Annotated in this window: 14 protein-coding genes; 9 read left to right on the forward strand and 5 right to left on the reverse strand. The window is 51.4% G+C overall.

What is annotated here, in order from left to right; genetic code table 11:
• Nucleotides 1–5 precede the first annotated feature (5 nt).
• The 7 genes from pfkA (at nt 6) to HQ48_RS02100 (ending at nt 15,490) form a co-directional block, all read left to right on the forward strand.
• Nucleotides 6–983, forward strand: coding sequence for a 6-phosphofructokinase (pfkA, locus tag HQ48_RS02070; protein WP_044231467.1), 978 nt, complete (start codon nt 6–8; stop codon nt 981–983).
• 231 nt (nt 984–1,214) lie between these two features.
• Nucleotides 1,215–1,736 (forward strand): T9SS type A sorting domain-containing protein, encoded by a 522-nt coding sequence (locus HQ48_RS02075; RefSeq protein ID WP_044231468.1) that lies wholly within the window; start codon nt 1,215–1,217, stop codon nt 1,734–1,736.
• A gap of 48 nt (nt 1,737–1,784) precedes the next feature.
• Nucleotides 1,785–4,058, forward strand: coding sequence for a family 20 glycosylhydrolase (locus tag HQ48_RS02080; protein WP_044231469.1), 2,274 nt, complete (start codon nt 1,785–1,787; stop codon nt 4,056–4,058).
• A gap of 144 nt (nt 4,059–4,202) precedes the next feature.
• Nucleotides 4,203–5,678 carry a hypothetical protein gene (locus HQ48_RS02085; protein ID WP_152568291.1) on the forward strand — a complete coding sequence of 492 codons (1,476 nt, stop codon included), beginning with the start codon at nt 4,203–4,205 and terminating at the stop codon, nt 5,676–5,678.
• Nucleotides 5,679–5,804: 126 nt separating this feature from the next.
• Complete coding sequence (locus HQ48_RS02090; protein ID WP_044231471.1) at nt 5,805–10,616, forward strand: translocation/assembly module TamB domain-containing protein; 4,812 nt, start codon at nt 5,805–5,807, stop codon at nt 10,614–10,616.
• Between the two features lie 2 nt (nt 10,617–10,618).
• The gene (locus HQ48_RS02095) at nt 10,619–13,003 is read left to right on the forward strand and encodes a BamA/TamA family outer membrane protein (RefSeq protein ID WP_052408932.1); all 2,385 of its coding nucleotides are present in this window, start codon (nt 10,619–10,621) and stop codon (nt 13,001–13,003) included.
• A 27-nt stretch (nt 13,004–13,030) separates the two neighbouring features.
• Nucleotides 13,031–15,490 carry a TonB-dependent receptor gene (locus HQ48_RS02100; protein WP_044231472.1) on the forward strand — a complete coding sequence of 820 codons (2,460 nt, stop codon included), beginning with the start codon at nt 13,031–13,033 and terminating at the stop codon, nt 15,488–15,490.
• Nucleotides 15,491–15,577: 87 nt separating this feature from the next.
• Here HQ48_RS02100 and HQ48_RS02105 read toward each other — a convergent pair whose 3' ends face one another.
• The 3 genes from HQ48_RS02105 to tpx all read right to left on the reverse strand — a co-directional run bounded on the left by HQ48_RS02105 (nt 15,578) and on the right by tpx (nt 17,652).
• Nucleotides 15,578–16,141, reverse strand: coding sequence for a hypothetical protein (locus tag HQ48_RS02105; protein WP_044231473.1), 564 nt, complete (start codon nt 16,139–16,141; stop codon nt 15,578–15,580).
• 247 nt (nt 16,142–16,388) lie between these two features.
• Nucleotides 16,389–17,012, reverse strand: coding sequence for a hypothetical protein (locus HQ48_RS02110; RefSeq protein WP_052408933.1), 624 nt, complete (start codon nt 17,010–17,012; stop codon nt 16,389–16,391).
• A 133-nt stretch (nt 17,013–17,145) separates the two neighbouring features.
• Nucleotides 17,146–17,652, reverse strand: coding sequence for a thiol peroxidase (gene tpx, locus HQ48_RS02115; RefSeq protein ID WP_044231475.1), 507 nt, complete (start codon nt 17,650–17,652; stop codon nt 17,146–17,148).
• 810 nt (nt 17,653–18,462) lie between these two features.
• Between tpx and HQ48_RS02120 the strand changes: the two genes are divergently transcribed.
• A complete protein-coding gene (locus HQ48_RS02120) occupies nt 18,463–18,747 on the forward strand; it encodes a cupin domain-containing protein (RefSeq protein ID WP_044186892.1) in 285 nt (94 codons plus the stop codon).
• An 18-nt stretch (nt 18,748–18,765) separates the two neighbouring features.
• Entirely contained in the window at nt 18,766–20,340 is a 1,575-nt protein-coding gene (locus tag HQ48_RS02125) for a PAS domain-containing protein (RefSeq protein ID WP_044231949.1), read from the forward strand.
• 99 nt (nt 20,341–20,439) lie between these two features.
• Here the strand turns inward: HQ48_RS02125 and HQ48_RS02130 are convergent, their stop codons facing one another.
• Together HQ48_RS02130 and HQ48_RS02135 are read right to left on the reverse strand one after the other, a co-directional pair.
• Nucleotides 20,440–21,612: a cytochrome d ubiquinol oxidase subunit II gene (locus HQ48_RS02130; RefSeq protein WP_044231476.1), complete on the reverse strand. Its 1,173-nt coding sequence runs from the start codon at nt 21,610–21,612 to the stop codon at nt 20,440–20,442.
• A gap of 30 nt (nt 21,613–21,642) precedes the next feature.
• Nucleotides 21,643–23,223 carry a cytochrome ubiquinol oxidase subunit I gene (locus tag HQ48_RS02135; protein WP_044186896.1) on the reverse strand — a complete coding sequence of 527 codons (1,581 nt, stop codon included), beginning with the start codon at nt 23,221–23,223 and terminating at the stop codon, nt 21,643–21,645.
• Between the last annotated feature and the right edge of the window lie 64 nt (nt 23,224–23,287).

Raw genomic sequence — 23,287 nt, forward strand, 5'->3', positions numbered from 1 at the left:
AATCAATGACAATCAAATGTATAGGCGTGCTAACCTCTGGAGGGGACGCACCCGGCATGAACGCTGCCATACGTGCCGTGACACGTGCGGCTATCTACCACGGCATCGCCGTCAAAGGCATATATAGAGGCTACAAAGGCCTAATAACGGGCGAGATCAAGGACTTCCAGACCCAAGATGTGAGCAATATCATTCAAAGAGGTGGTACAGTACTCAAGACTGCTCGCAGCGAAGAGTTCAAAACCGAAGAGGGTCGGCGCATCGCCTACCAAACCATGCAGGCACATGGCATAGATGCCCTAGTGGTCATTGGTGGCGACGGCTCACTCAGTGGCGCTAGGCTCTTCGCAGAGGAATATAATTTCCCAATCGTTGGCCTACCGGGTACAATAGACAATGACCTAAGCGGTACCGATCTGACTATCGGCTACGACACAGCTCTCAACACAATCGTCGAGGCGGTAGACAAAATTCGTGACACCGCCTCCTCACACGAGAGACTATTCTTCATCGAGGTCATGGGTCGAGAAGCTGGCTTCCTAGCACTCAATGGTGCTATCGCCTCGGGCTCGGAGGCCGCCATTATCCCGGAGTTCGCTCTAGAGAAGGATCAGCTTGCAGAAACTATCGCTAGTGGTTTCCGCAAGACGAAGAATAGTAGCATCGTTTTGGTGTCGGAGAGCGAGGTAACTGGTGGTGCTATGGGTATCGCCGAGCGCGTACGCAACGAGTATCCACACTTCGACGTGCGTGTCGTAATCCTCGGGCACATACAGCGTGGAGGCACACCCAGCGCTCAGGACCGCATCTTGGCAAGCCGAATGGGTGTAGCAGCGATCGATGCTCTACTAGAGGGGCAGCGCAATGTAATGATTGGCATCGACAACGATGAGATCATCTATGTCCCCTTCAGCAAGGCGATCAAGAAGAACAAGGCCATTGATGAGCGGCTCGTATCAATCCTGCACATGCTCTCTATCTAGTGGGGCAACACAACGAGAGCTCCTCGCAAGGAGGTACAAACACAAGAATGGTATGTTCTGAACCATGTGCCCCTCTACACCATATGCCATCCCTCTGTGGGTGCGTAAGTTGAAACGACAAGATTACCCGTAAGGCGTGGGGCAGATCGGCTCGTATTGATTGATTTTGTCACAGAATATCTGTAACTTTGCCCTGTACGGCTTTTTGCGCCCTAACCAAAAGAGTAGCTGATGACTTATCGTATAGCACATAGCATATCCAAAGAAATTAGGCGTATGCTTCTAGCTCTCTGCCTCGTACTAGGGGTAGGAGAGCTAGCTTGGTGTATCCATACGGACTCTCTCTGGCATCAGCAAGCAACCAGAGATGTGCTCTCCCTGCGATGCCGCCCACCAAAAGTTACCTACACTAGACCTCTAGGTGGAGTAGTTGCCGCTACCAACGGAGCGACAATCGTCATCGCAGGCAATCAGGTACAAGGAGCTGTGCAAATAGAAGCCCCAACAAGCCTTATCCCACGTAGTAGCGAAATGGGCGACCAAGGAGGGAAAATAGAGCTCCGCATCGTGGGGCGAACCATCTACTTCAACCAAGAGGTTGAGCAAGTCGAGCTCATTGACCTCACTGGCCGTCGCCTTATGGTACAGTACAACACGCGCCAAACCTCTCTAGGAGATATCCGCTCGGGAGTCTACCTGCTTAGATGCTCTAGAGCTGGGCAACTGGTTACGACACGCCTAGTACTACGATAAGGGTGGAGGCTCTAGGGCTCTCTCATGACATCATTCACAATTATAGATATGACTATTACGAAAAAACTGACAACGCTCTCACTCGCTCTGGGGGCGTTGTTTTTGGGTGCTTGTTCCGATCAGGCGAGCAAGCAGCCTCTAGAGGAGCCATCTCTGATTCCACTACCCAAGGAGCTTAGCCTAACGCTTGGGGCATCGTATCAGCTCCCCAAGGTCATTGGCTTCAGCACCCCAGACAGCGAAGCGCACTGGGCGGATATCTCTAGCCTACTAAGCACAGAGCTTGGGCGTATCACCTCGCTCAAGGTAGAGCAGAAGCAAGAGGGGGGTGAGATTCGCTTCGTCAATAATTTGGAGATTAAGTCGCCAGAGGGATACACACTCGTTGTATCTGCAGACGGCATCGAGATACAGGCCTCTACGGGGCTTGGCTTCCGCCATGCAGTGCAGACCTTGGCACAGCTCACCGATGCCGAGGGTCGGGTACATCAAGCTGAAATCAAGGATGAGCCTCGCTTCGCTTACCGAGGACTGATGCTGGATGTATCGCGCCACTTCATGAGCACCGACTTCATCATTCGCCTACTCGACGAGATGGCTCGCTACAAGCTCAATCGCTTCCACTGGCATATCGTAGACGGAGGTGGCTGGCGTATGCAGAGCGATGCCTATCCGCTACTGACCAAGAAAGCAGCTTGGCGCACAGAACGTGACTGGGACAAATGGTGGCATGGACAGGATAGGCAGTTTGTCGAAGAGGGCACACCCGGGGCATACGGTGGCTACTATACCAAAGACGACATCAGACGTGTGGTAGCGCATGCGAGCAAACTAGGCATCACTATTATCCCCGAGATTGAGCTCCCCGGCCATAGCAACGAGATCGCAGCAGCCTATCCCGAGCTATTCTGTCTAGAGCGCTGGGACAAGTCTGTAACCGACGTCTGCATCGGCAACGAGGCTACATTCACCTTCTTCGAGCGCATCCTCGACGAGACGATGGAGCTATTCCCAAGCGAATATATTCACATCGGTGGCGACGAAGCAGCAATGAACCACTGGGGCGACTGCACCAAGTGCCGTGCTCGTATGAAAGCCGAGGGGCTCAAGGATCTACATGAGCTACAGAGCTACATGATCAAGCGTATCGAGCGCTTCCTGCTTAGCCGTGGACGCAAGCTCATCGGCTGGGACGAAATCCTCATGGGAGGGCTTGCCCCAGAGGCAACGGTGATGAGTTGGCGTGGCGAAGCTGGTGGCATCGAGGCAGCCAAGAGCGGACACGATGTGATCATGACGCCCAATGGTTTCCTCTACCTAGACTACTATCAAGCTATCGCAGAGCATCAGCCCCGTGCTATCGGGGGCTATGTTCCTCTAGAGAAGGTGTACAGCTACAACCCCGAGTCTAGCAACCTAAGCGCAGAGGAGAAGAAGCACGTACTAGGTGTGCAGGCCAACCTCTGGACGGAGTATGTAGAGAGCGATGCGCACGCCGAGTATATGTACTTTCCCCGTGCGCTAGCCCTAGCCGAGATAGCATGGTCGCCACAGGAGAAGAGGAACTACGAAGACTTCCGCAGGCGCGCCACTAAGCAAACCGAGGCGCTTAGGGCGAGAGGCGTCAACGCCTATCCGCTCAATGGCATCGCCACTGAGGTCTCCACAGATCTAGACAAGCAGCTCACGAGCCTCACTCTAAGGGCTGAGCAGAGCGATGTGGAGATCCGCTACACCACAGACGGTAGTCAACCAACAGCAGAGAGCAAACTCTACCAATCGCCTATCACGACCGCCGACTCGGCTCTCGTGGTGGCTAAACTCTTCAAAAACGGCATGGCGCTCGACTCGGTCAGCCTCAAGTACCGCATCGACTACCACAAGGCGATCGGCAAGGCAATCAAGTATGCCAACCAATGGAACGTACGCTACCCCGCTGCTGGCGAGAAGACTCTCATCGACGGCATCAGAGCCACCCCAACCTACCTAGACGGCATGTGGCTTGGCTTCACCGAACCTCTAGACGTGACGATAGACCTCGGCGAGACACGTGAGCTCAAGCACATCTTTGCTCGCTTCATGCAGGAGCGCGAGCAGTGGGTATATATGCCTCGAGAGGTAGAGGTACTCGTCAGCCAAGACGGTAGCAAATTCGAGAGCCTAGGCACACTACCTACCCAAACGGACGAACACAACCCACGCCCTGTCTTTGAGGTATTCGACTTCTTCCCCCATACTTCGGCTCGATACATCCGTATGCGTGCAGAGATTGGCCGTAGCGCTGGGCACTTCATCTTCCTAGACGAGATCGTCGTCCACTAGATTCTCTCCCAAACACGTCAGAGTAGATAAGCTGCTCCATACACTTATCTACTCTGAAGCTCCTTAAAGGGAGTTGTAGCAGAATTAACTTGGGATACAACCCTACCGCAACGCAACTTTTAACCACAACCAACTCGATCAGCTATGACCTTCCGTACCCTAATGATTAAAACCCACAGAGTACTCGGTACTCTAGTGAGCATTTTCTTCGTCGCTTGGTTTCTGTCCGCTTTCGTGATGATTTATCATGGCTTCCCTAAGTTCTCCTCAGACGAAGCCCATCGCCTCCACCCTAGCCTGCCGAACTTCTCTCCTAGCGACAGCCTACTCGCCGGCATGGAAGCAATGCGTACGCATAGCCCAGAGGGCAAGCCGTCGTCTCTCTCACTTAGCTATAATCCAGTGGTGGGGCATCACCTCGCCACTAGTGGAGGTGGAGAGGAACACTGGTTCACTCTCGAGGGTAAAGCTATTACCCCCGAGGCGCCAACAGTCGAGGTATGCCACAGAGTAGCGGCACTCTGGTCCGACAAGATCGAGCGTATCGACACCCTAACGACCCTCGACCAGTGGACGCCTTTCTCTAGGCTTAGGGAAGACCTACCCTTCTACCGCCTCAATCTCTCCCAGCAGGGGCGCGAGGTCTATCTGAGCGGACGAGACGGACACATCATCACCGAGCACACTAGGAGCGAACGCGTCTGGGCTTGGCTAGGGGCTATCCCTCACTGGGTCTACTTCACTTGGATACGTGAGAATAGAGATCTCTGGGAAAATCTAATCATATTTTTCTCTGGTTTAGGTAGCCTCATGACCCTCACGGGTCTATACATAGGTATAGATGTCTTCGTCAGAACGCGTAAAAGCAAGCGCGGTGTGCACTCCCCCTACAAGCGACGCTCCTACCGCTGGCACCACATCATGGGGACATTGGGCGGTATATTCATTTTGGTATGGGTATTCAGTGGGCTCATGTCTCTAGCCGATATACCTAAGTCCATCAACGGCTCACCCAAGCAGAACGCCAGAGAAGTCCTAGGCGAGCAGGCACTTCCCCTTGGCAGTTACTCCAAAAATCTCATTAGCCAAATCCTCAGCCGAGGAGATGTACGTAGCCTTCGCTGGAGCTCGGTGGGCAATATCCCTACAATCAAGGCCGCCGACAGCCTGGGCCAGACGACCTGCTACGATGCGCGCACAGACTTCCCCACACCGCTCAGCCTAGAGCGCCCTCAGCTAGAGCAACTCATCGGGCGCATCTACACAGGCCATACTTGGCAGATTGATCGGCTAGAGGAGTACGACGGCTACTACATCAGCCGCAATGGTAGCCTCCCCCTACCCGTCTGGCGCATCCAAATCGAGGCAGAGGACAATCCCTACATCTATGTACACAGCCAGAGCGGTATGGTGCGTACCCTAGACAGACGCGACCGCTGGCAGATGTGGGTCTACAACAAGCCCCACAGCCTCAAATTCACTTGGCTCGTAGACAAGCCTATCCTCTGGCAGATCGTATGCTGGGTGCTTCTACTCGTCGGTACAGTCGTTTCAGTCACGGGGGTAATCCTCGGCGTTCGCTACCTGCGTAGATCCCTAAAACCAAAATCTAAGCGCTGAGAGCTATGCAAGGGTAAAGAAGATATCTGATAGTCATAATCTTTATTCTATATTTGGCAGATGAGCTGTAACTTTGTACCTTAGACTTGCGCAAATAAATGCGACGGACAGATAGACAGCGACTCTGTGAAGATTAATAGAAAATATCTCCTTAGGGGTATCCTAACCCTTATCCTTACACCAATCATATTGGTACTCGTAGCGGGCATCGCCCTCTACATCCCTGCCGTACAAGACATTGCAGTACGCTATGCCTCAAAAGAGGCTAGTCAAGCGCTCGGCATGCAGATTGAGATCGGACGCCTACGGCTAGGATTTCCACTCAAGCTACGTCTGGAGCGCTTGTACATAGTACAGACTCCCCCAGATACTCTGCTTAGCCTAGACGAGCTTAGCCTAGGCCTAGACCTGATGCCTCTACTGAGCAAGCAGGTCTATGCCCCATCTATCCTAGCCAAGGATATTAGGCTCAACTATGTCGATAGTGCTAGCACCACACAGCTCACCCTCGACCAGCTGATGGGGCAGAGTCTCTCTGTCGATATAGACGCCCAGCGCGTACACCTCGAGCTACTCCGCTCGGAAGGGGCTACAGTCCGTTACCACAGCCTAGACACCCTAGCCAAAGAAGAGGAGAGTGAGCCACTCAAATGGCAGATACAGGCAGATCTACTAGAGTTCTTGGAAACGAGAGCTCAAATAGATATGCCTCTAGACTCCATGATCGTTGGTACAGAGGTGCAGAGGCTTAGGCTGGAGGATACACAGGTCAACCTAGAAACGATGCGCCTAAGCCTAGGTCATGGACAGATTGAGGGTGGACAGATTAGCTATGCCAAGAACTACAATGCTCCCTCTACAGATTACCTAGACTACAACCACATCCAAGCCGAAGACATCGCCCTAGAGGTACACGACCTGCTGTCGGAGAGACAGCTGCTCCAGTTGAGGCTCTCGGGCGGTCAGCTTCGTGAGCGTAGCGGTCTGACCCTAGAGCATCTATTGTGCTCTATCGCCACGGATAGCGTCAAGGTAGAGCTGACCGATCTGGCACTACGTACCTCTCACTCTTCGTTCTTTGGCAATCTCTCCATGCCGTGGAGCATACTCTCTGGCGATAGTACGGCACACACCGAGCTACATCTAGACTGCTCGATAGGCTCAGAGGACGTAAGGAACTTGACGGGGCAGAGCCTCGTGGCTTACGACGAATTCGCCAGCTATGATAGAGGCCTCAAGCAAGCCGAGCTCACCAATCCTATCGATCTGGGCATACACGTTTCGGGGACACTCAACCATCTACGTATAGACCAGATGCAGATGCTGTGGGCTGATGTGCTAGACCTTAGCGTAGAGGGCGAAATCTTTAGGTTAACCAATGATAAGGAGCGAAGAGGAAAACTCAAGATCGAAGGTGGGCTACAGCGCAAGGCACGCTCGCTATTGGCTTTGGTATCGCCAAATATTGCCAAGACGTACACCCTGCCTGCGGGGCTTACACTCAAGGGAGATCTTGATATGGGTAGAGGTAGACATCAGCTGAACCTAGTTCTCAAACAGGGAGATGGCTCGGCCAAACTCTCGGGACTATTGGTCGAGCAGAGCAAACAGTACCAAGCCGACCTAGAAGTACGAGCACTCGATCTCAAGCGCTTTATGCCCAGGGGGAGCCTAGGACTTCTCTCTGCCGACCTCTCGGTCGAGGGACGAGGATTCAACCCGATGAACCGGCATAGCCATAGCGGACTCAAACTTCGCCTACATCATCTACAGCAAGACTCGCTACAACTCGAGCAAATTACCCTCGACGGCAATCTAAACGAAGGGGCTCTAGTACTCTCGCTAAATAGCTCCAACCCGGGGCTCAACCTCGCCCTACAGGCCGATGCTCTCTTGACAGGGCCAACGATCTATGGGAGCATTATGCTCGATGCACAGGAGCTGGATATGAAGGCATGGCAAATGTCCGAGTCGCCCCTAGATGCTAAGTTTAGACTGACGGGAGAGCTACGAACCAACCTCAAGGACCAGTATCAGATTACCTCTCTTGTGGAGGATCTCAGCCTCAATCTCTCTGGCAGGGTGCTCAATCCCAAGGAAGTACTTCTACAGGCGCTCATCAAGGGCAATCACTCCGAGACAAGCGTTACCTCTGGCGACTTAAGCCTACAAGCCTCTGCAGAGACTGGACTAGAGGGACTAACAAAACTCGGCGTGCAACTAGGCAGCAAGGTCGATAAACTGATGGCAGAGGTACAAGGCATGCGCCCCATGCAGACACGCCTAGAGGATATTCTTCCGCTACTGCCTCAGCTATCCATAGAGATAAATATGGGTACGGACAATGCACTCAAGGACTTCCTCGCAGAGCAACGAATCGCCCTAGGCAGCCTGTCGAGCCAAATAGGCCACGACCGAGAGCAAGGACTCAATGGGTATCTGCGTCTAAGCGACCTAAGGCAAGATACCCTGCGCCTCAATGCGCTTGACCTTAGCCTCAAGACGCTTCGCTCGCCTCGCACTAGCGACGCTCGCCCTATCGCCAGCTCTCGCAAAAAGGCTATGCCGCCACCGATGCCACTAGATAGCATGACACTAGAGCTCACGGCCAGCATCGACAAGAAACCATACAGAGCTCAAGAGGGCTTCGGTATCACAACCAAACTGCTAGCCACACTACAGAGAGCTAATCTAGACCTAGAGTGGCTCGATGCACAGAAGCATAGCCGACATCGAGCCAACGTCCTCATTAGTTGGGATGGCTCACACTACTTCGCGCATCTACTCTCTTCGCCTCTACGCATCGGCTATCAAGACTTTGAGGTTAGCCCACGCAACCACATTGCCCTAAACAAACAAACGTATTTCCTACGCAGTGATCTCAGCCTAACGGGAAAAGATCGCGCACTGCTCTCTCTGCAGGCTAGCGACTCGGGAGCCAATGTACAAGACATACACCTGATGGTGGAGAATCTTCGCCTAGAGGACTTCGGCGGGCTTGGATTAGACAATATAGGAGGCACAGTCTTTGCCGACGTTCGCTATTCCCGCATCGGCGACATCAACCAAGAGCCAATCATATCGGGAGATATATCCGCTCAAGGGCTTCGCTACGAAGACAAGGAGCTTGGACACTTCGCCACAGCGCTATTCTACGAGCCACGAAACAATTCCTCTCACTACATCACCGCAGAGATAAGCTATCGCGGCACACCTGCACTATCTATAGACGGTATCTATCGCCCCGACAACGAACGTGCGCCCCTATCTGGGAGCCTGACGATGACGGACTTCCCGCTAGAGATGGTTAATCCTTTCCTTACGGCCTACAGCACAGCTCTAGCAGGCTCTATTAGTGGCAACTTGTCTCTCTCTGGCGAGATTACGTCCCCTCAGATACAGGGATCTATCGCCACCAAAGACGGACAAGTAGACCTCAAACAGCTAGCCACTCAGATACAACTAGACAGTATCCCTCTACGCTTAGAGGGTAGCGTCCTGCACTTCGACCACTACTCCCTACGCTCGGCTGTCGATCCTAAGCATCCGCTCTACATAGACGGCAGTGTCGTGGTCTTCGGTAAAGAAGCAACCAAAACAGACCTACGCCTACGCGCTAACGAGATGGTACTGCTCAACCAGAGTAGCCCCCAAAGCGAAGAGCAGCTTGTCTATGGTAGGCTAATTGCCTCGAGCGATATGCGGATCACTGGCCTAGCCGATGCGCTCAAGGTGAGAGGACGTCTGTCGGTGCTAGGTGGGACGAACTGCACCTACATCATGCGAGAAGGGCCACTAGAGATGGGCGATAAGATTGGCGAACTGGTAACGTTCGTCGATTTCTCCGACACGCTCTTCGTCAAAGCACCGGTAGAAACGACACGCCTCAGCGGTCTAGACGTCAATCTCTCGCTACACTTCGACCCCTCGGTACGCTTCGGCGTAGACCTAACGGCAGACGGGCGTGATTATATGAGGGTACAGGGCGGAGGAGATATGCAGTTCAGTTACCCACCATTCGGCGAGATGAGTCTCATTGGTCGATATGAGATGAGCGGAGGTGGTAAGCTACACTACACCATGCCTATCGTCGGCGGTAAGCTCTTCAACATAGACCCGTCGGGATACCTTCTCTTCAACGGAGATGTCGCCAACCCGTACATCAACTTCATCGCCACACAGACGGTCCGAGCTACTACGGGAGAGGGCAAGAATGCGCAGAAAACAAACTTCGTCGTAAGCATCAAGGCACAGGATCACATCGACAACATACAGCTAGGCTTCGACCTATCTGCTCCAGAGAACCTAAGCATCCAAAACAGTCTCAACACTATGACGGCAGAGGAGCGAGGCAAACAGGCGATAGGCCTCCTCGGCACGGGCATCTATCTAGCAGGTAACAGGAGCGGAGGCGACTTCAACCTCGACGGAGCGTTGACGAGCTTCTTACAGAGTCAAATCAACAAGGCCGCAGGTACTCTGCTGCAAGGCACCGACCTCGATATAGGTATGGAGGTGCATGACGGAGCCAATGGAGGTAACACCTACACGGACTACACCTACAGTTTCAGCCGAAGATTCTACAACGACAGAATTCGCATCGTAGTAGGTGGTAAGATCCAGAGTGGCAACGTACCAAGCAATAAGGAGCAGACCCTCATCGACAACGTAGCGCTTGAGTATCAGCTTGACCAAGCTGGAGATCAATACCTCAGACTCTTCCACAAACGAGTTACAGACAATATCCTAGAGGGCGAATATACCGAGACTGGTGGCGGATATCTACTCAAGCGCAAGCTAAATCATCCGTGGGATCTATTTCGATTCCGTCGTAAAAAGAAATCCTCCGAGGACCGAACTCTCGACAGCATCAGACCTAGCTTATGGACGGCTCCCATCATAGAGGGAAAGGTGGATACACTACAAATGACTAAGTAATTATGACCAAGCAAGCATCCATCTGGGAGCATAGCTTCTCGATGATTGGCACCATCATAACATTAACCCTAGTGCTCTCTCTGGTATCCTGCTCCATCAGACCCTATCAGGGGCCAGATGATATCCTCTACACGGGCGTCAAAGATATTACCTTCGCTGGCGGGGAACGCAACGAACATACCGAGATAGCCAAAGCAGCAGCGGAGGAGCGCTTCAACTATGCGCCCAACAACTCCATCTTCGGTAGCGCTTCGTACCGCTGGCCTCTACCTCTGGTAGGGCCATGGATACACCTCAACTACGCTAGCGACTCGACTTGGCTGGGGCGTTGGGCACATCGTGCCTTTGGCTCCAAGCCTATCTGGATCCGTGACGTCAATCCTGCGCTGCGTAGCCGAGTAACTGAGCGTATCCTAGCTGAGTTTGGCTACCTAAATGCCCAAGTTACTCATAAGATTCACCCCAATAAGTCCGATTCACTCGAAGCTAAAATATCATATCATGTCAATTTCGGTTCGCTATATCGGATTGACACGATGGAATACCTACCTACTTTTACACTCAAAGATTCCCTCAAGCTAATGCATCGTGAGCAGAGCGTGCTCAAACCGGGGCGTCTATTTACTCACGACGTTCTGCACAATGATCGGATCAAGGTTAGCTCCAAGCTACGAGAGTATGGCTACTATTATTTCCGTCCCGAGTACATACAATACGAGGCTGATACGATGAACCGAAGTGATGCAACAGTACATCTACGTAGTCGCCTGATAGACGGCGTCAATCCCGAGGCCCTCAAACCTTGGCGTATCCGCAACATCAATCTGCGCTTCCTAGACAACGATGACCGTAGCCAAAACCTCCTAGCCGACACGGTGCATATCAACTCCAACATTCTGGCCTACTACAACGGTAGGCTCCCCCTGCGACTCAAGATTCTAGACAGTCGCCTACGTATGCGCCCCGATAGCCTCTTCAAGCAGAGCAAAGCCGACCTAACCCTCAAGAGCCTAAGTAACCTAGGGACTTTCTCTGGTATTGAGTTGCTCTACAATCCGGTTGAGGTAGATGACCCAAGCGAACACACCGAGCGACAGCTAGACCTAAGCATCATGATGCGCCAAGACAGACTGTGGGAGGTTTCTCTTGAGGCCCTATTCAAGCTCAAGAGTACAGAGTTTGTAGGGCCGGGCCTGAGGTTTGGCCTAGACAGAAAGAACCTATTCGGCGGAGGAGAAGTACTCTCGACCGCCATATACGGCAGCTACGAATGGCAGACTGATCGCAGCCCCATCAGCAATTTCTCTTCTACTCTCAACAGTTACCAGATCGGCGCAGAGGCAGCGCTGACTTTCCCTACCCTACTCTTCCCCGGTCAGCTCGATCGTTTCTATCGCTACCCCGCTAACACAACCTTTAAGCTCAGTGGCCAGAAGCTCAATCGAGCTCATTTCTACGGCCTAAGCTCGTTCGGTCTAAGCTACAACTATGACTTCACTCCCCAAGAGGGACATAGCCACAGCATCACCCCTCTCTCTATCTCATACAATCAGCTGAGTGATATTACCGATAGCTTTGCAGAGATCTTGCGCAACAATCCCTCACTCATACTAAGTATGCAAGATCAGCTAGTACCACAGATGGGCTATACCTACACGTGGGAGCAGGCTGTAGGTCGCTCACGCAATCATCAGCTTTGGGTGCGCAATGGTATCAGCCAAGCAGGCAATATCATCAATGCGACGTCTATGCTACTAGGGCACGAATACAACAAGACCAAACAGTTACTCGGCCTACCATACGCACAGTTTATCAAAGGAACGAGCGAGCTACGCTATACCTACAAGATAGACAGAAATCAGAAGCTAGCCACCCGCCTCTTCCTAGGTGCTGTGTATGCGTATGGCAATGTCAAGCAGGCGCCTTACCTAGAGCAGTTCTATATCGGTGGAGCCAACAGCCTAAGAGCCTTCACGGTGCGTAGCCTTGGCCCCGGGCGATACAAGCCCAAAGAGGAAACTATCTATACATTCATAGACCGTGTAGGAGAAACCAAACTTGAGATGAATATGGAGTATCGAGGACGCCTCGTGGGTAACCTAGAGGGTGCCGTCTTCGTCGATGCAGGTAACGTTTGGTTGCTAAGGCCAGACCCCGATAAGCCCGGTAGCTCTCTGGGAGAAATCGAGAGCTTCAGCCAATGGCTTGACCAGATAGCCGTGGGGACAGGTGTGGGACTACGATATGACCTAAACTATCTAGTGATCCGCTGCGATGTGGGGCTTGGCCTACACCTGCCCTACCAAACAGAGCGTAAAGGCTGGTACAATATCCCTCGGCTAGGCGATGCACTAGGCATACATCTAGCCATCGGCTACCCCTTCTAGCTATGGGGCAACTCAAATAGAGCAGATATGCATATAAGACTTCTGATACTAGCTATCCTCATCTCTCTAGTTTTCCCTAAGGGCATGATGGCTCAGACCTCTGCGCAGATTGAGCTTAGGGGCTACGTCCTAGACAGAGATCGCCAGCCTGTGCCTCTAGCCTCGGTGCGCATCGAGGGAACAACGCTTGGCACCTCGACCAATCTAAAGGGTTACTACAGCCTACGCCTTAGGCCTATCACCGATAGCCTCACCATTGTATATAGTAGCATAGGCTACCACACCACTAGGCGCAAGCTCCCACGACTGACCTCCAACACGCAAATCACCGTTGAGCTAGGCGAGGATAGCCAAACGCTCGGGCCAGTGATCGTACAGAGCCAAGGGAGCAAGACCTCTCGAGGGATGCAACGACTAGAACCGGGCAAGCTAAATCTAGGCACATCGCCTGCTGGGGCAGTTGAAGCGCTAGTAGGCACACTATCGGGAGTGGCACAGAAGAACGAGCTAAGTAATCAGTACACCGTACGAGGGGGCAACTTCGACGAAAATCTCATCTACATCAACGGCGTCGAGATCTATCGCCCACTACTAGCACGCTCGGCCGAGCAAGAAGGCTTGAGTGCCATTAACCCAGACCTAACTTCTAGCCTACTCTTCTCGGCGGGTGGATTTTCGGCAGACTATGGAGATAAATCCTCATCCGTACTAGACATTCGCTATAAGCAGCCCGACAGCCTTGAGGCAAGCCTACAGCTAGGCTTGATCGAGAATAGAGGCTACGTGGGGAGTCGCCACGGCAAGCTAAGCCAGATCACGGGGGTACGCTACAAGCGTGGCAATGCTCTACTCTCGACACTTGATACCAAGGCGGAGTACGACCCACACTACTTCGATGCCCAAACCTACCTAACCTACTCCCATAGCCCAGCCCTCGAGATGAGCTTTTTGGGGCATATCAACGGAACTAACTACAACTTCATTCCACGCACACGCCAGACGACTTTCGGCACACTCCAGCAAGCCAAGCAGCTGAACATATCTTTCGACGGACAGGAGGTAGACCGCTTCCGCACTTACCTCGGCGCACTCTCTCTAGCCTACCGCCCCAATAGCAAGATGCGCCATAGCCTCTCTCTGGTAGGCTTCCTGAGCGAAGAGTCCGAAACCTACGACATCACGGGCGAATACATTCTTTCGGACGTCCTGCCCGATGGAGCAGCTCCCGAGGCGGGCGACAATCCCCTCGACAACAAACTGAAAGCTCTAGGCATCGGCCGAGATCGCACCCATGGGCGCAACCGAATGCAGTATAGCCTCATGTCTATGTCGGCTCGAAGTCAACTAGCCCTGCCCAGCGACCAAAGGTTACTGATGGGGCTAGACCTAAGAGCCGAAGACGTACAAGACGAAATCGCCGAATGGTCGATGCGCGACTCGGTAGGCTATACTACACCCAAGTCCGCCGACTTGCTACGTGCACATCGCAACCTCTACGGCCAAAGTAAGGTACAGAGCCTACGGCTCTCTACCTTTGCGGAGGCTCGTATGCGTTGGGATGTCAAAACTCTAGGCGACCTCTCCCTAAGTGCAGGCCTGAGAGCCAGCTGGTGGAGCTGGAATAGAGAGCTGATTCTCAGCCCTCGCCTCAGTCTACGTCTACGCCCCAAGCAGTCGAAAGAACTTGAGTTCAAATTCGCCTCGGGCATTTACCATCAAGCCCCTTTCTATCGCGAGCTCAGGCAGGAGCGACTAACCGAACAAGGCGAGGGATACATCACACTCAACAAGGCAATCAAAAGCCAATCGACTCTGCTTCTGCTTGCTGGAGCAGAGTACGACTTCATGATGATGAATCGCAAGTTTAGGCTCAGCGCAGAGGCCTATTACAAGCACCTATGGGATCAAAACCCATACATACAAGACAACATCAAGCTACGTTACCTAGGCGAAAATACAGGACGAGGCTATATCCTTGGGGTCGATGCCAAGCTATTCGGCGAATTTGTCGAGGGTGTGGACTCATGGCTAAGCCTATCGCTACTGCGAGGCCGGCAGCGTGTCGCTTCGGGAGCACAGACTCCTCTGCCCAATGCCCCTGCCTACAACCTAGCGCTCTTCTTCCAAGACTACTTCCCGGGCTTCAAACCCATTCGCCTAAGTCTAAGGGCTGTTTACTCGGCTGGCTTACCTGTGATACACCCTCGTGGTGGATACGATACCGTAGCCTTCACGTCTAACCCCTACCGCCGTGTAGACATCGGGCTAACCTACCGCATCACCCAAAGAGGCAACGGGAGCAATCAGCGCTGGTGGTCGGGGCGATACGCACGATCAATTGACCTAGGCCTCGACGTCTTGAACTTGTTTGATATGGTCAATACGAGTAGCTACTACTGGGTTACGGATGCGTACAACCACAGCTATGCAGTACCCAACTACCTGACCCGACGCACTTGGAATTTTTCCCTGCGCCTCAGCCTATAGCTCAAAGCAAACCTTACAGTTAGGGGGAGTATCGAATGTCGATACTCCCCCTAACTGTTTTATGAGCCTACTAGGGAAGCACCTCCCCTAGCGCTGGAACTTGTAAATACGCCCACCTTCTGGGAGAGCCTCTCCATTAAGATAGAAAATACGTGTGATTTTAGGCTCTCCTCTCTTACCAGTCCATTTGATTTGATTCGTATAGCTCAACACATCTTTCTGACCATTTCCCCAATGGAGTGTAACCTCCTGATTATGATTCTGGGCGCCATCAAATTCACCGAATGAGAGCATCCATTTAGCATCTTTACCGTAGGACCGAGCATAAGTGAAGCCATGAAAGCTAGGCATATAATATCTCAACCCAGATTGTCCACTGCGACGAGCCTGCTCCAAACTCTTGAGCGGATAAACTTTTTCCCCCATCTGAATGGTTGTAGACGTCTTGGTAATGCTCTGCGGATGCTTAGGATCGACTAAATTGGCTCCCGCTTGATCATAGACCTCAATCTGAAAATTGATGGGGGCAATATCCCAGAGCATAGGTTCCTCGGGTTCTTGTTTCTCATTCTTACAAGCAAAGAGCGCGACGAAGGAAAAACCTACCAAGGCCAATCGCACCCAAAGAAAGGTAATAACTCTAGCATTCATATTGTTTGTTTTATAGTAGTAAGTTCACAAATATAACTAATTAAAAGGAGAGTATGCGGAGAAGATAACAGAAAGATGCCAAAGCTAATGAAAGGGGCTAGGTCAAACTCAGTCCTACCCTAGCCCCTTTCTAAATCAGTAACTGCTCGTACCAAATATCTGTCACATAGAACACAGCCATTTGTACAACAATACCCCATAGGCGCTACCAACATTTGGCAAACCTCTAGGACACAATCGTAGGCTCCTAAGGGAGGATAGTGGGGGCTGTGGGAGCTTGTAGACCAGAGAGCTGCTCTACCCGAGCGGTCTGCTCTGCTAGCGATTGCTCTAGTTGCTCGAGCTGAGCCGTCCGCTCATGAAGTGATTGTTCGAGCAACTCGGCTCTAGCCGTCTGCTCCGAGAGGCTCTGCTCTAGCTCAGCTAGACTAGACTTCTCGAGCTTATGCTGATCCTCTAGTTTAATCCACTCTAGCACACTACGCACAGCCAAGCCTAAGCTTATGGCAGCAATAGCACCAATGACACCAAGCAGGCTTAGAGGCATCGTCCCGGAGGGGACACCGGGCATCGTCCACTGCCAAGCCGAGTAGAGGACTATAGGGATCAGAAAGCCGATCAATGCCGCTACTGCTACCAACCCAATGTATGGAGCAAACAGCCTCCGTCTAATCATTTTGGGGGCGAACACATAATAGTTGGCATAGAAAAGCAAGATCAGATAGAGATCTACTGCCCAAATGGAGTAGTAATGCTCTGGCGAAGCAAATACGCTAGGTGCATCACCAGCACCCGAGGTAACGAATGTCTGGGCCAATACAAGCAAAAGCCATAGCCCTGCATAAACAAAGAAAGAGAGTGACTTATTCATGATGTCTTCGGATTATCTTGACGCCTCTCCCATGGAGAATGGGGCGAGACCTTAATAAGAAAAAGGGAGCGTGTCCAAACTAATACTTTGGCACACTCCCCTCTATTATGTCGTATTAAATACTAGGCAGTATTTAATTCTTAAGAGTAGCTAGGGCAGCGTCGAAGTTTGGATCCTGACTAATCTCTGGCACAAGCTCTGTATAAACGACTTTGCCCTCTTCGTTCACAACGACCACAGCACGTGCAAGTAGGCCACGTAGAGGTCCATCGGCTTGTAGTACACCGTATGCCTTCTCGAAGCCATCGCTGCGGAAAGCAGATGTGGGGATCACCTGCTCTAGACCCTCTGCAGCACAGAAGCGACCAAGGGCAAAAGGTAGGTCCTTGGAGATGCAGAGCACCACAGTATTCTCTAGGTTGCTTAGCTCCTGATTGAAGCGACGTACGCTGGCAGCGCAAACGCCTGTATCTACGCTAGGGAAGATATTGAGCACCACACGCTTGCCCTTGAAGTCTGCGAGGGATACTTCGCTAAGGTCTGTCTTCACGACCTTGAAGTCTGGAGCCACTGAGCCTACTGCTGGGAGCTGGCCGTTTAGGTTAATCGTAATGTCTTTCTTTAGTGTTACTGTAGCCATTTTAGTTTCGTTTTGAGAGATTGCCATACCGCATGAGGCAAGTACGGCTACCCCGATTAATATTAGTTTATTGATGTTCATTTGCTTCAATCTTCTCAATAGAAAACAAGTTTATTCTGTGATAGGTTTTGCCGTCAGCCAAATAAATTACCTCCTTGATTAGGGCAACAATCACAAGGCTCAGCAGATACAAATTTATACAATTGCAGTGATTTTTGTATGCCGATCACAATACTTTGGTGCACCCAAGCTCGCAAAGCCCAAACTGCATATTTGCCCTCTACAAGGCTCTACACTGCGTCAAAGCTTGTTTTGGCTCTCGGCTCCAAACACACAAAAATAACCGCCTAAAACAAGCCTAATATAACACGCTAGTAATTAATATTATAATAAATACACAGGGGTCATTCTCGGAGCTTGTGCGACATTTTTGAGATTTTCTTCCCATCAATCCTCCAACATTGGTGGACACATCGCCAAAGGTTAGTCCATCAATCTGACAAAATCTTCCCATCAATCTCTAAGGTAGCTACATCGTCCTTTAGGAATGCAGCCTTCATTCGTCTAAATTCGGGCATAATAGATTCATATATCTTAACACAAAAAGAATAGAATCGTAGCCCTAATTCCGAAGCCTTATAGCAGCATATAGAACTACACTACCCTCGGTACGACAGTTTGTACAAGATAATTTAGTTAGTGCTTTGAGCTCAATATCTAGGTACTGTAACCGATGTTACAGAGTAAGATAGAGCTAGTAGTTACTTTTGCGTAGTAGTAATTCGTCAAACTTCAAAAAATATAATCGTTATGCTAGGTAATAAATTATCACAGACAGGCCGCCTCATCGATAACAAAGAGCTCATGCTCGTTCATCTGCAGCTAGAGGCTGGGGGCAGTGTGCCAGCTCACGACCACGTAGGTCAGGAAGTATTTTTCACCGTAGTCAAGGGAATAGCCGAGGTTACGCTCAACCAAACGGAGAAGCACAGACTTACCCCGGGCGAAGTCTTGCACTTCGCTGGTGAAGCCTCCGTAAGTGTCTATGCCGTGGAGGATGTAGACTTTTTCGTGTATCTCATCAACCGTCAGTAAGCCATGCAATCCGACAAGATGAAAAGCCACCTCCCCGAGGTGGATCTAGAGAAGCTCAAGTTCGTCCTTGAGGTCAAGGAGGCCTACAACGCAGGTCAAATCTCGCTGCAAGAGGCACAGCAGAGGCTTAGGACACGTGTGCAGTCGCTCAAACCTTACGAAATAGCCCTCGCCGAGCAGGAGCTCAAAACCATTGAGGAAGATGAGTGCCGCAAGGAGGATATTCAGGCCATGATGGATCTATTCGAGGGAATCATGGATACAAATCGTCCCGATCTACCAGATGATCACCCCATTATGTGCTACTACAGAGAGAACGACGAGATGCGACGCCTACTGCTCTCTGTGGAGGATCTCGTGCAGTATCCCGTGATCAAGAACCAGTGGCTTGAGCTATACGACCAGCTATCTCAATGGCGCACACATCTAGCACGCAAACAGAACCAGCTCTACTCGGTGCTGGAGCGCAAGGGCTTCGACCGACCTACGACGACCATGTGGCTGCTCGACGACTTTATACGAGATGAGATCCGTGACGCACGCCAGCTGATTGAGCAGGACAGAGATGAGGAGTTCATCGAGCTACAGCCCACACTCGTGGCTGACGTGCGAGATCTGATGCAGAAGGAAGAAACCGTTCTCTACCCCACCTCTCTGGCTATGATCACACCAGACGAATTTGAAGAAATGAAGTCTGGGGACCGAGAGATTGGCTTCTCTTGGATCAAGGTCGGCGATAGTGACAAGGCATCTAAGCCAGCTGAGCAAGCCCCCACAGGGCTAGAACCATCGGGCTTTGCAGCCGACCTAGCGGCTCTGCTCGGCAAGTATGGCTACCAAACGGGGGGGAGCAATCAGCTGCTTGATGTGACGACGGGGCAGCTCACGCTAGAGCAAATCAACTTGATCTACAAACATCTGCCCATAGATATATCTTTCGTAGACGAGAACGAACTGGTATGTTTCTATTCGGATACTGACCACCGAGTATTCCCTCGTAGCAAGAACGTCATCGGTCGAGATGTGAAAAACTGCCACCCACGTACCAGCGTGCATCTGGTGGAGGAGATCATTGAGAAGTTTAGATCGGGAGAGCAAGACAGCGTAGACTTCTGGATCAACAAGCCCGGGCTATTCATCTACATCTACTACGTAGCTGTACGCGATGCCGAGGGACGATTTAGAGGAGTACTGGAGATGATGCAGGACTGCACACGCATTCGCCAACTACAAGACTCCCGCACGCTGCTCAAGTGGAGCCAAGACACCTCAGGAGCAAGCAAGTCGTCTGGAACATACGACACGAGCGAGCAAGTAGCTCCAGCCGAGGAGCCTAGAGAAGACGAGGCTGGCGAGGAGGCAAAGGCCATCGAGGATATTACCCCAGCTACCAAACTCAAAGATCTGCTCAAGGTCTATCCCTCACTCAAGGAGGAGCTCCCAAAGATCAATGGTGCCTTCAAGATGCTCAACTCACCTCTGGCACGCATCATCATTCCTAAGGCTACTGTGGCCATGATGAGCGAACGTAGTGGTATGCCACTAGACGAACTAATCGTCAAGCTCAGAGAGATAATCAGAGCACTCAAGTAGACGATTCGGTATTGTACCCAAAAAACCAGCCCCAAATAGCTCACTGGACTATTCGGGGCTGGTTTTTTCTATCTCTGCCACAGGGCAGATAACCGCAGACTAATAGTTATGTCCGTGCGGATCTTCCATTTCCCTCTTCGTGATCTTGTGGAGGTCTAGGGCACGCCATGCATAGATCATATATGCTGCCACGAAAGGCACCAAGAGAGAAACATAGCTCATCGTCTTGAGTGTGAAGAAGCTAGACGAACTGTTGTAGATCGTCAGCGACTCTTGCAGATGTCCATCGGCTAGGGTTGGGTAGTAGGCCGTATTGTTCCACCCAGCGATCAGGAAGAGCGCTAGAGCCGTTAGGATCACACCAACACCCTCGAACCAGATCCCCTTCTTAAAGTTAGGTTTGAGGAGCGTCATCAGGATACCGGTAAGCACCAGCACCACGCCCACAAGCATTGTCACGAGTACTAGGGGCATCTCGATGAGGTTGTGGAAGTACTTGTATGGCTGCATGAAGATCTCGCTCGTCTCGGGGTTGAGCGCAAAACCTTCCTTAGTCAATAGATAGGACAGATAAGGCAAAAAGAAGAGTAAGAATGCTGCTGCATTCCAAGCCAATCGACGGCGTGCATTGCGGTCTAGGTCCACATCCTCAATATTGTTGATGAAGTAGAGCAGAGCCGAGGTGCGACTCAGGAAGAAGATAGCGATACCGAAGACTACGTTCCAAGGATTAAGTACAGCCTCCAATCCGTGTAGCTGTAGCCCCTTATAGGTCATCCACTGAGAAACTACTTGGCTCGTACCATCAAGATCGAAGATCGCCTCACGATTGATCGAGAAGTTCGCCCCAGTGAAGAACGTAGACACAGCCGTGCCGAGCAAGATAGGAGCCAACAGACCATTGATGAATAAGCAGACTTGATAGGTTTTGCTCCCCCAGATATTGCCGTGCTTGCTCTGGTACTCGTACGACACCGCTTGAATGATGAAGCAGAAGAGGATCAGCATCCATACCCAATAGGCTCCTCCAAAGCTAGTCGCATAGAACATAGGGAAAGAAGCGAAGAAAGCTCCACCGAAAACCACCAACATAGTGAAAGTAAACTCCCACTTACGCCCCACCGAATTGACCAATAGCTTACGATCGGTCTTGTCACTACCTAGGCTAAAAAAGAGGGATTGCCCCCCCTGAACGAAAAGCAGGAAAACTAAGAGGGCTCCTAGCACAGAGATGAGGAACCACCAGTATTCTTGAAAAAATGTGTAACTCATTTTGATCAGTATATTTAGATAATTGGTGGATTAGTGATGATCGGGTCCCTTCTTAATGGCCTTACGCATGATATTGAGCTCGGCAATGAGCATCAGCGTGAAGAGCAGGAAGAAGAGCGTGAAGGTGATGATCACCGACGACGTTTCCAACTTAGATACCGCTGCTCGCACGGGAAGCAGGTTCTGGATCGTCCAAGGCTGACGGCCTAGCTCTGCCACAACCCAACCAGCTTGGCTAGCTACCCATGCTAGAGGCGTACAGATGATGGCAAACCACATCAACCAACGTGTGCCGATCACAGGCTTCTTGCCCCAGAATGTGAACCATGTAAGCAGAGCAAATAGTAAGATAAAGGCTGTACCTAGCCCCACCATGATGCGGAAGGAATAGTACACCGTAGGCACGTGAGGCACGACTTCGTATTTACTATCGAAGTAACCATAGCCGAAGTAGGGGAAGTGCTCATCAAGTTTAGCTTTGCTTGCTTGTGCTTGTGCCTCATCGCCTGCTTTCTTGGCCGAACGATAGTCCTTGAGGGCTGCGATCGCCTCACGTCCACGAGCCATTTTTTCTTCTACCGATAGGGCCTTGGTACCATCGGGGAGGTGATAGTCGCCGCGAATGATATTATTGATCCCGGGCACGTAGGTATTGCCATTGCCAGCTACCAAGTACGAGAGTACTCGAGGAGCCTCTATATTAAATAGGAATGGATCTACACCATCGTCTGGAGATTCCTTGGCGGGATTGAGCATACCGAAAGCAGATAGGGAAATCCCCTCTCCGTCGGCACAGCCGCCCTTACCATCGCAGGCCCCTGCATCGTAGAGAGCTTCCATAGCGGCGAGCTTCATTGGCTGGTTCTCTGCGACATCGACCGCAGAGCTATGCCCAGTCAGCGCTGTGAGCAAGGCAGCCACTAGACCAAATGGGGCAATGATCTTGAAGTTGCGCAGGGCAAACTCCTTGTTTTGCTTGCGTAGAGCGTAGAAAGCACACACACCAGCAGCAAATAGAGCACCGAGCGTCCAGCTAGAGATGACCGTATGCCAGAACTTGATGATCGCCGTAGAGGAGAGAGCTACTGCCCAGAAGTCATTCATCTCACTACGTACCGTGTCGGGATTGAAGACGATGCCCACTGGATTCTGCATCCAAGCATTAGCCACCAAGATCCAAATAGCCGATATAGTAGCTCCAATGATCGTTAGCCAAGTAGAGGCTAGGTGGAAGCGTTTGCTTACTTTATCCCAACCGAAAAACATCACGGCAATGAAAGTAGACTCCATAAAGAAGGCCAGAATCCCCTCAATCGCCAGTGGAGCTCCGAAGATATCGCCAACGAACGTACTATAGTTGGACCAGTTGGTACCGAACTGAAACTCTAGGATAATCCCTGTAGCTACCCCGATAGCGAAGTTGATCCCGAAGAGCTTCTGCCAAAATTTGGCACTCTTCTTCCAGAACTCATCGCCCGTTCGGTAGTACTGTGTTTCGGCTAGGGACATAATAATCCCAAGACCCAAGGTTAGCGGTACAAAGAGCCAGTGATACATGGCCGTCAGCGCAAACTGCGCCCTAGACCAAGCCATTAGTGATTCTAAGTGCATAATGTAATTAAGTATTGATTAGTTTATCTGCTTAAGTGAATAGTTACTACATGATTTAGCGTCC

Origin of the sequence: Porphyromonas sp. COT-290 OH3588 (assembly GCF_000769075.1) — a bacterium.
Classification (GTDB): Bacteria; Bacteroidota; Bacteroidia; order Bacteroidales; family Porphyromonadaceae; genus Porphyromonas.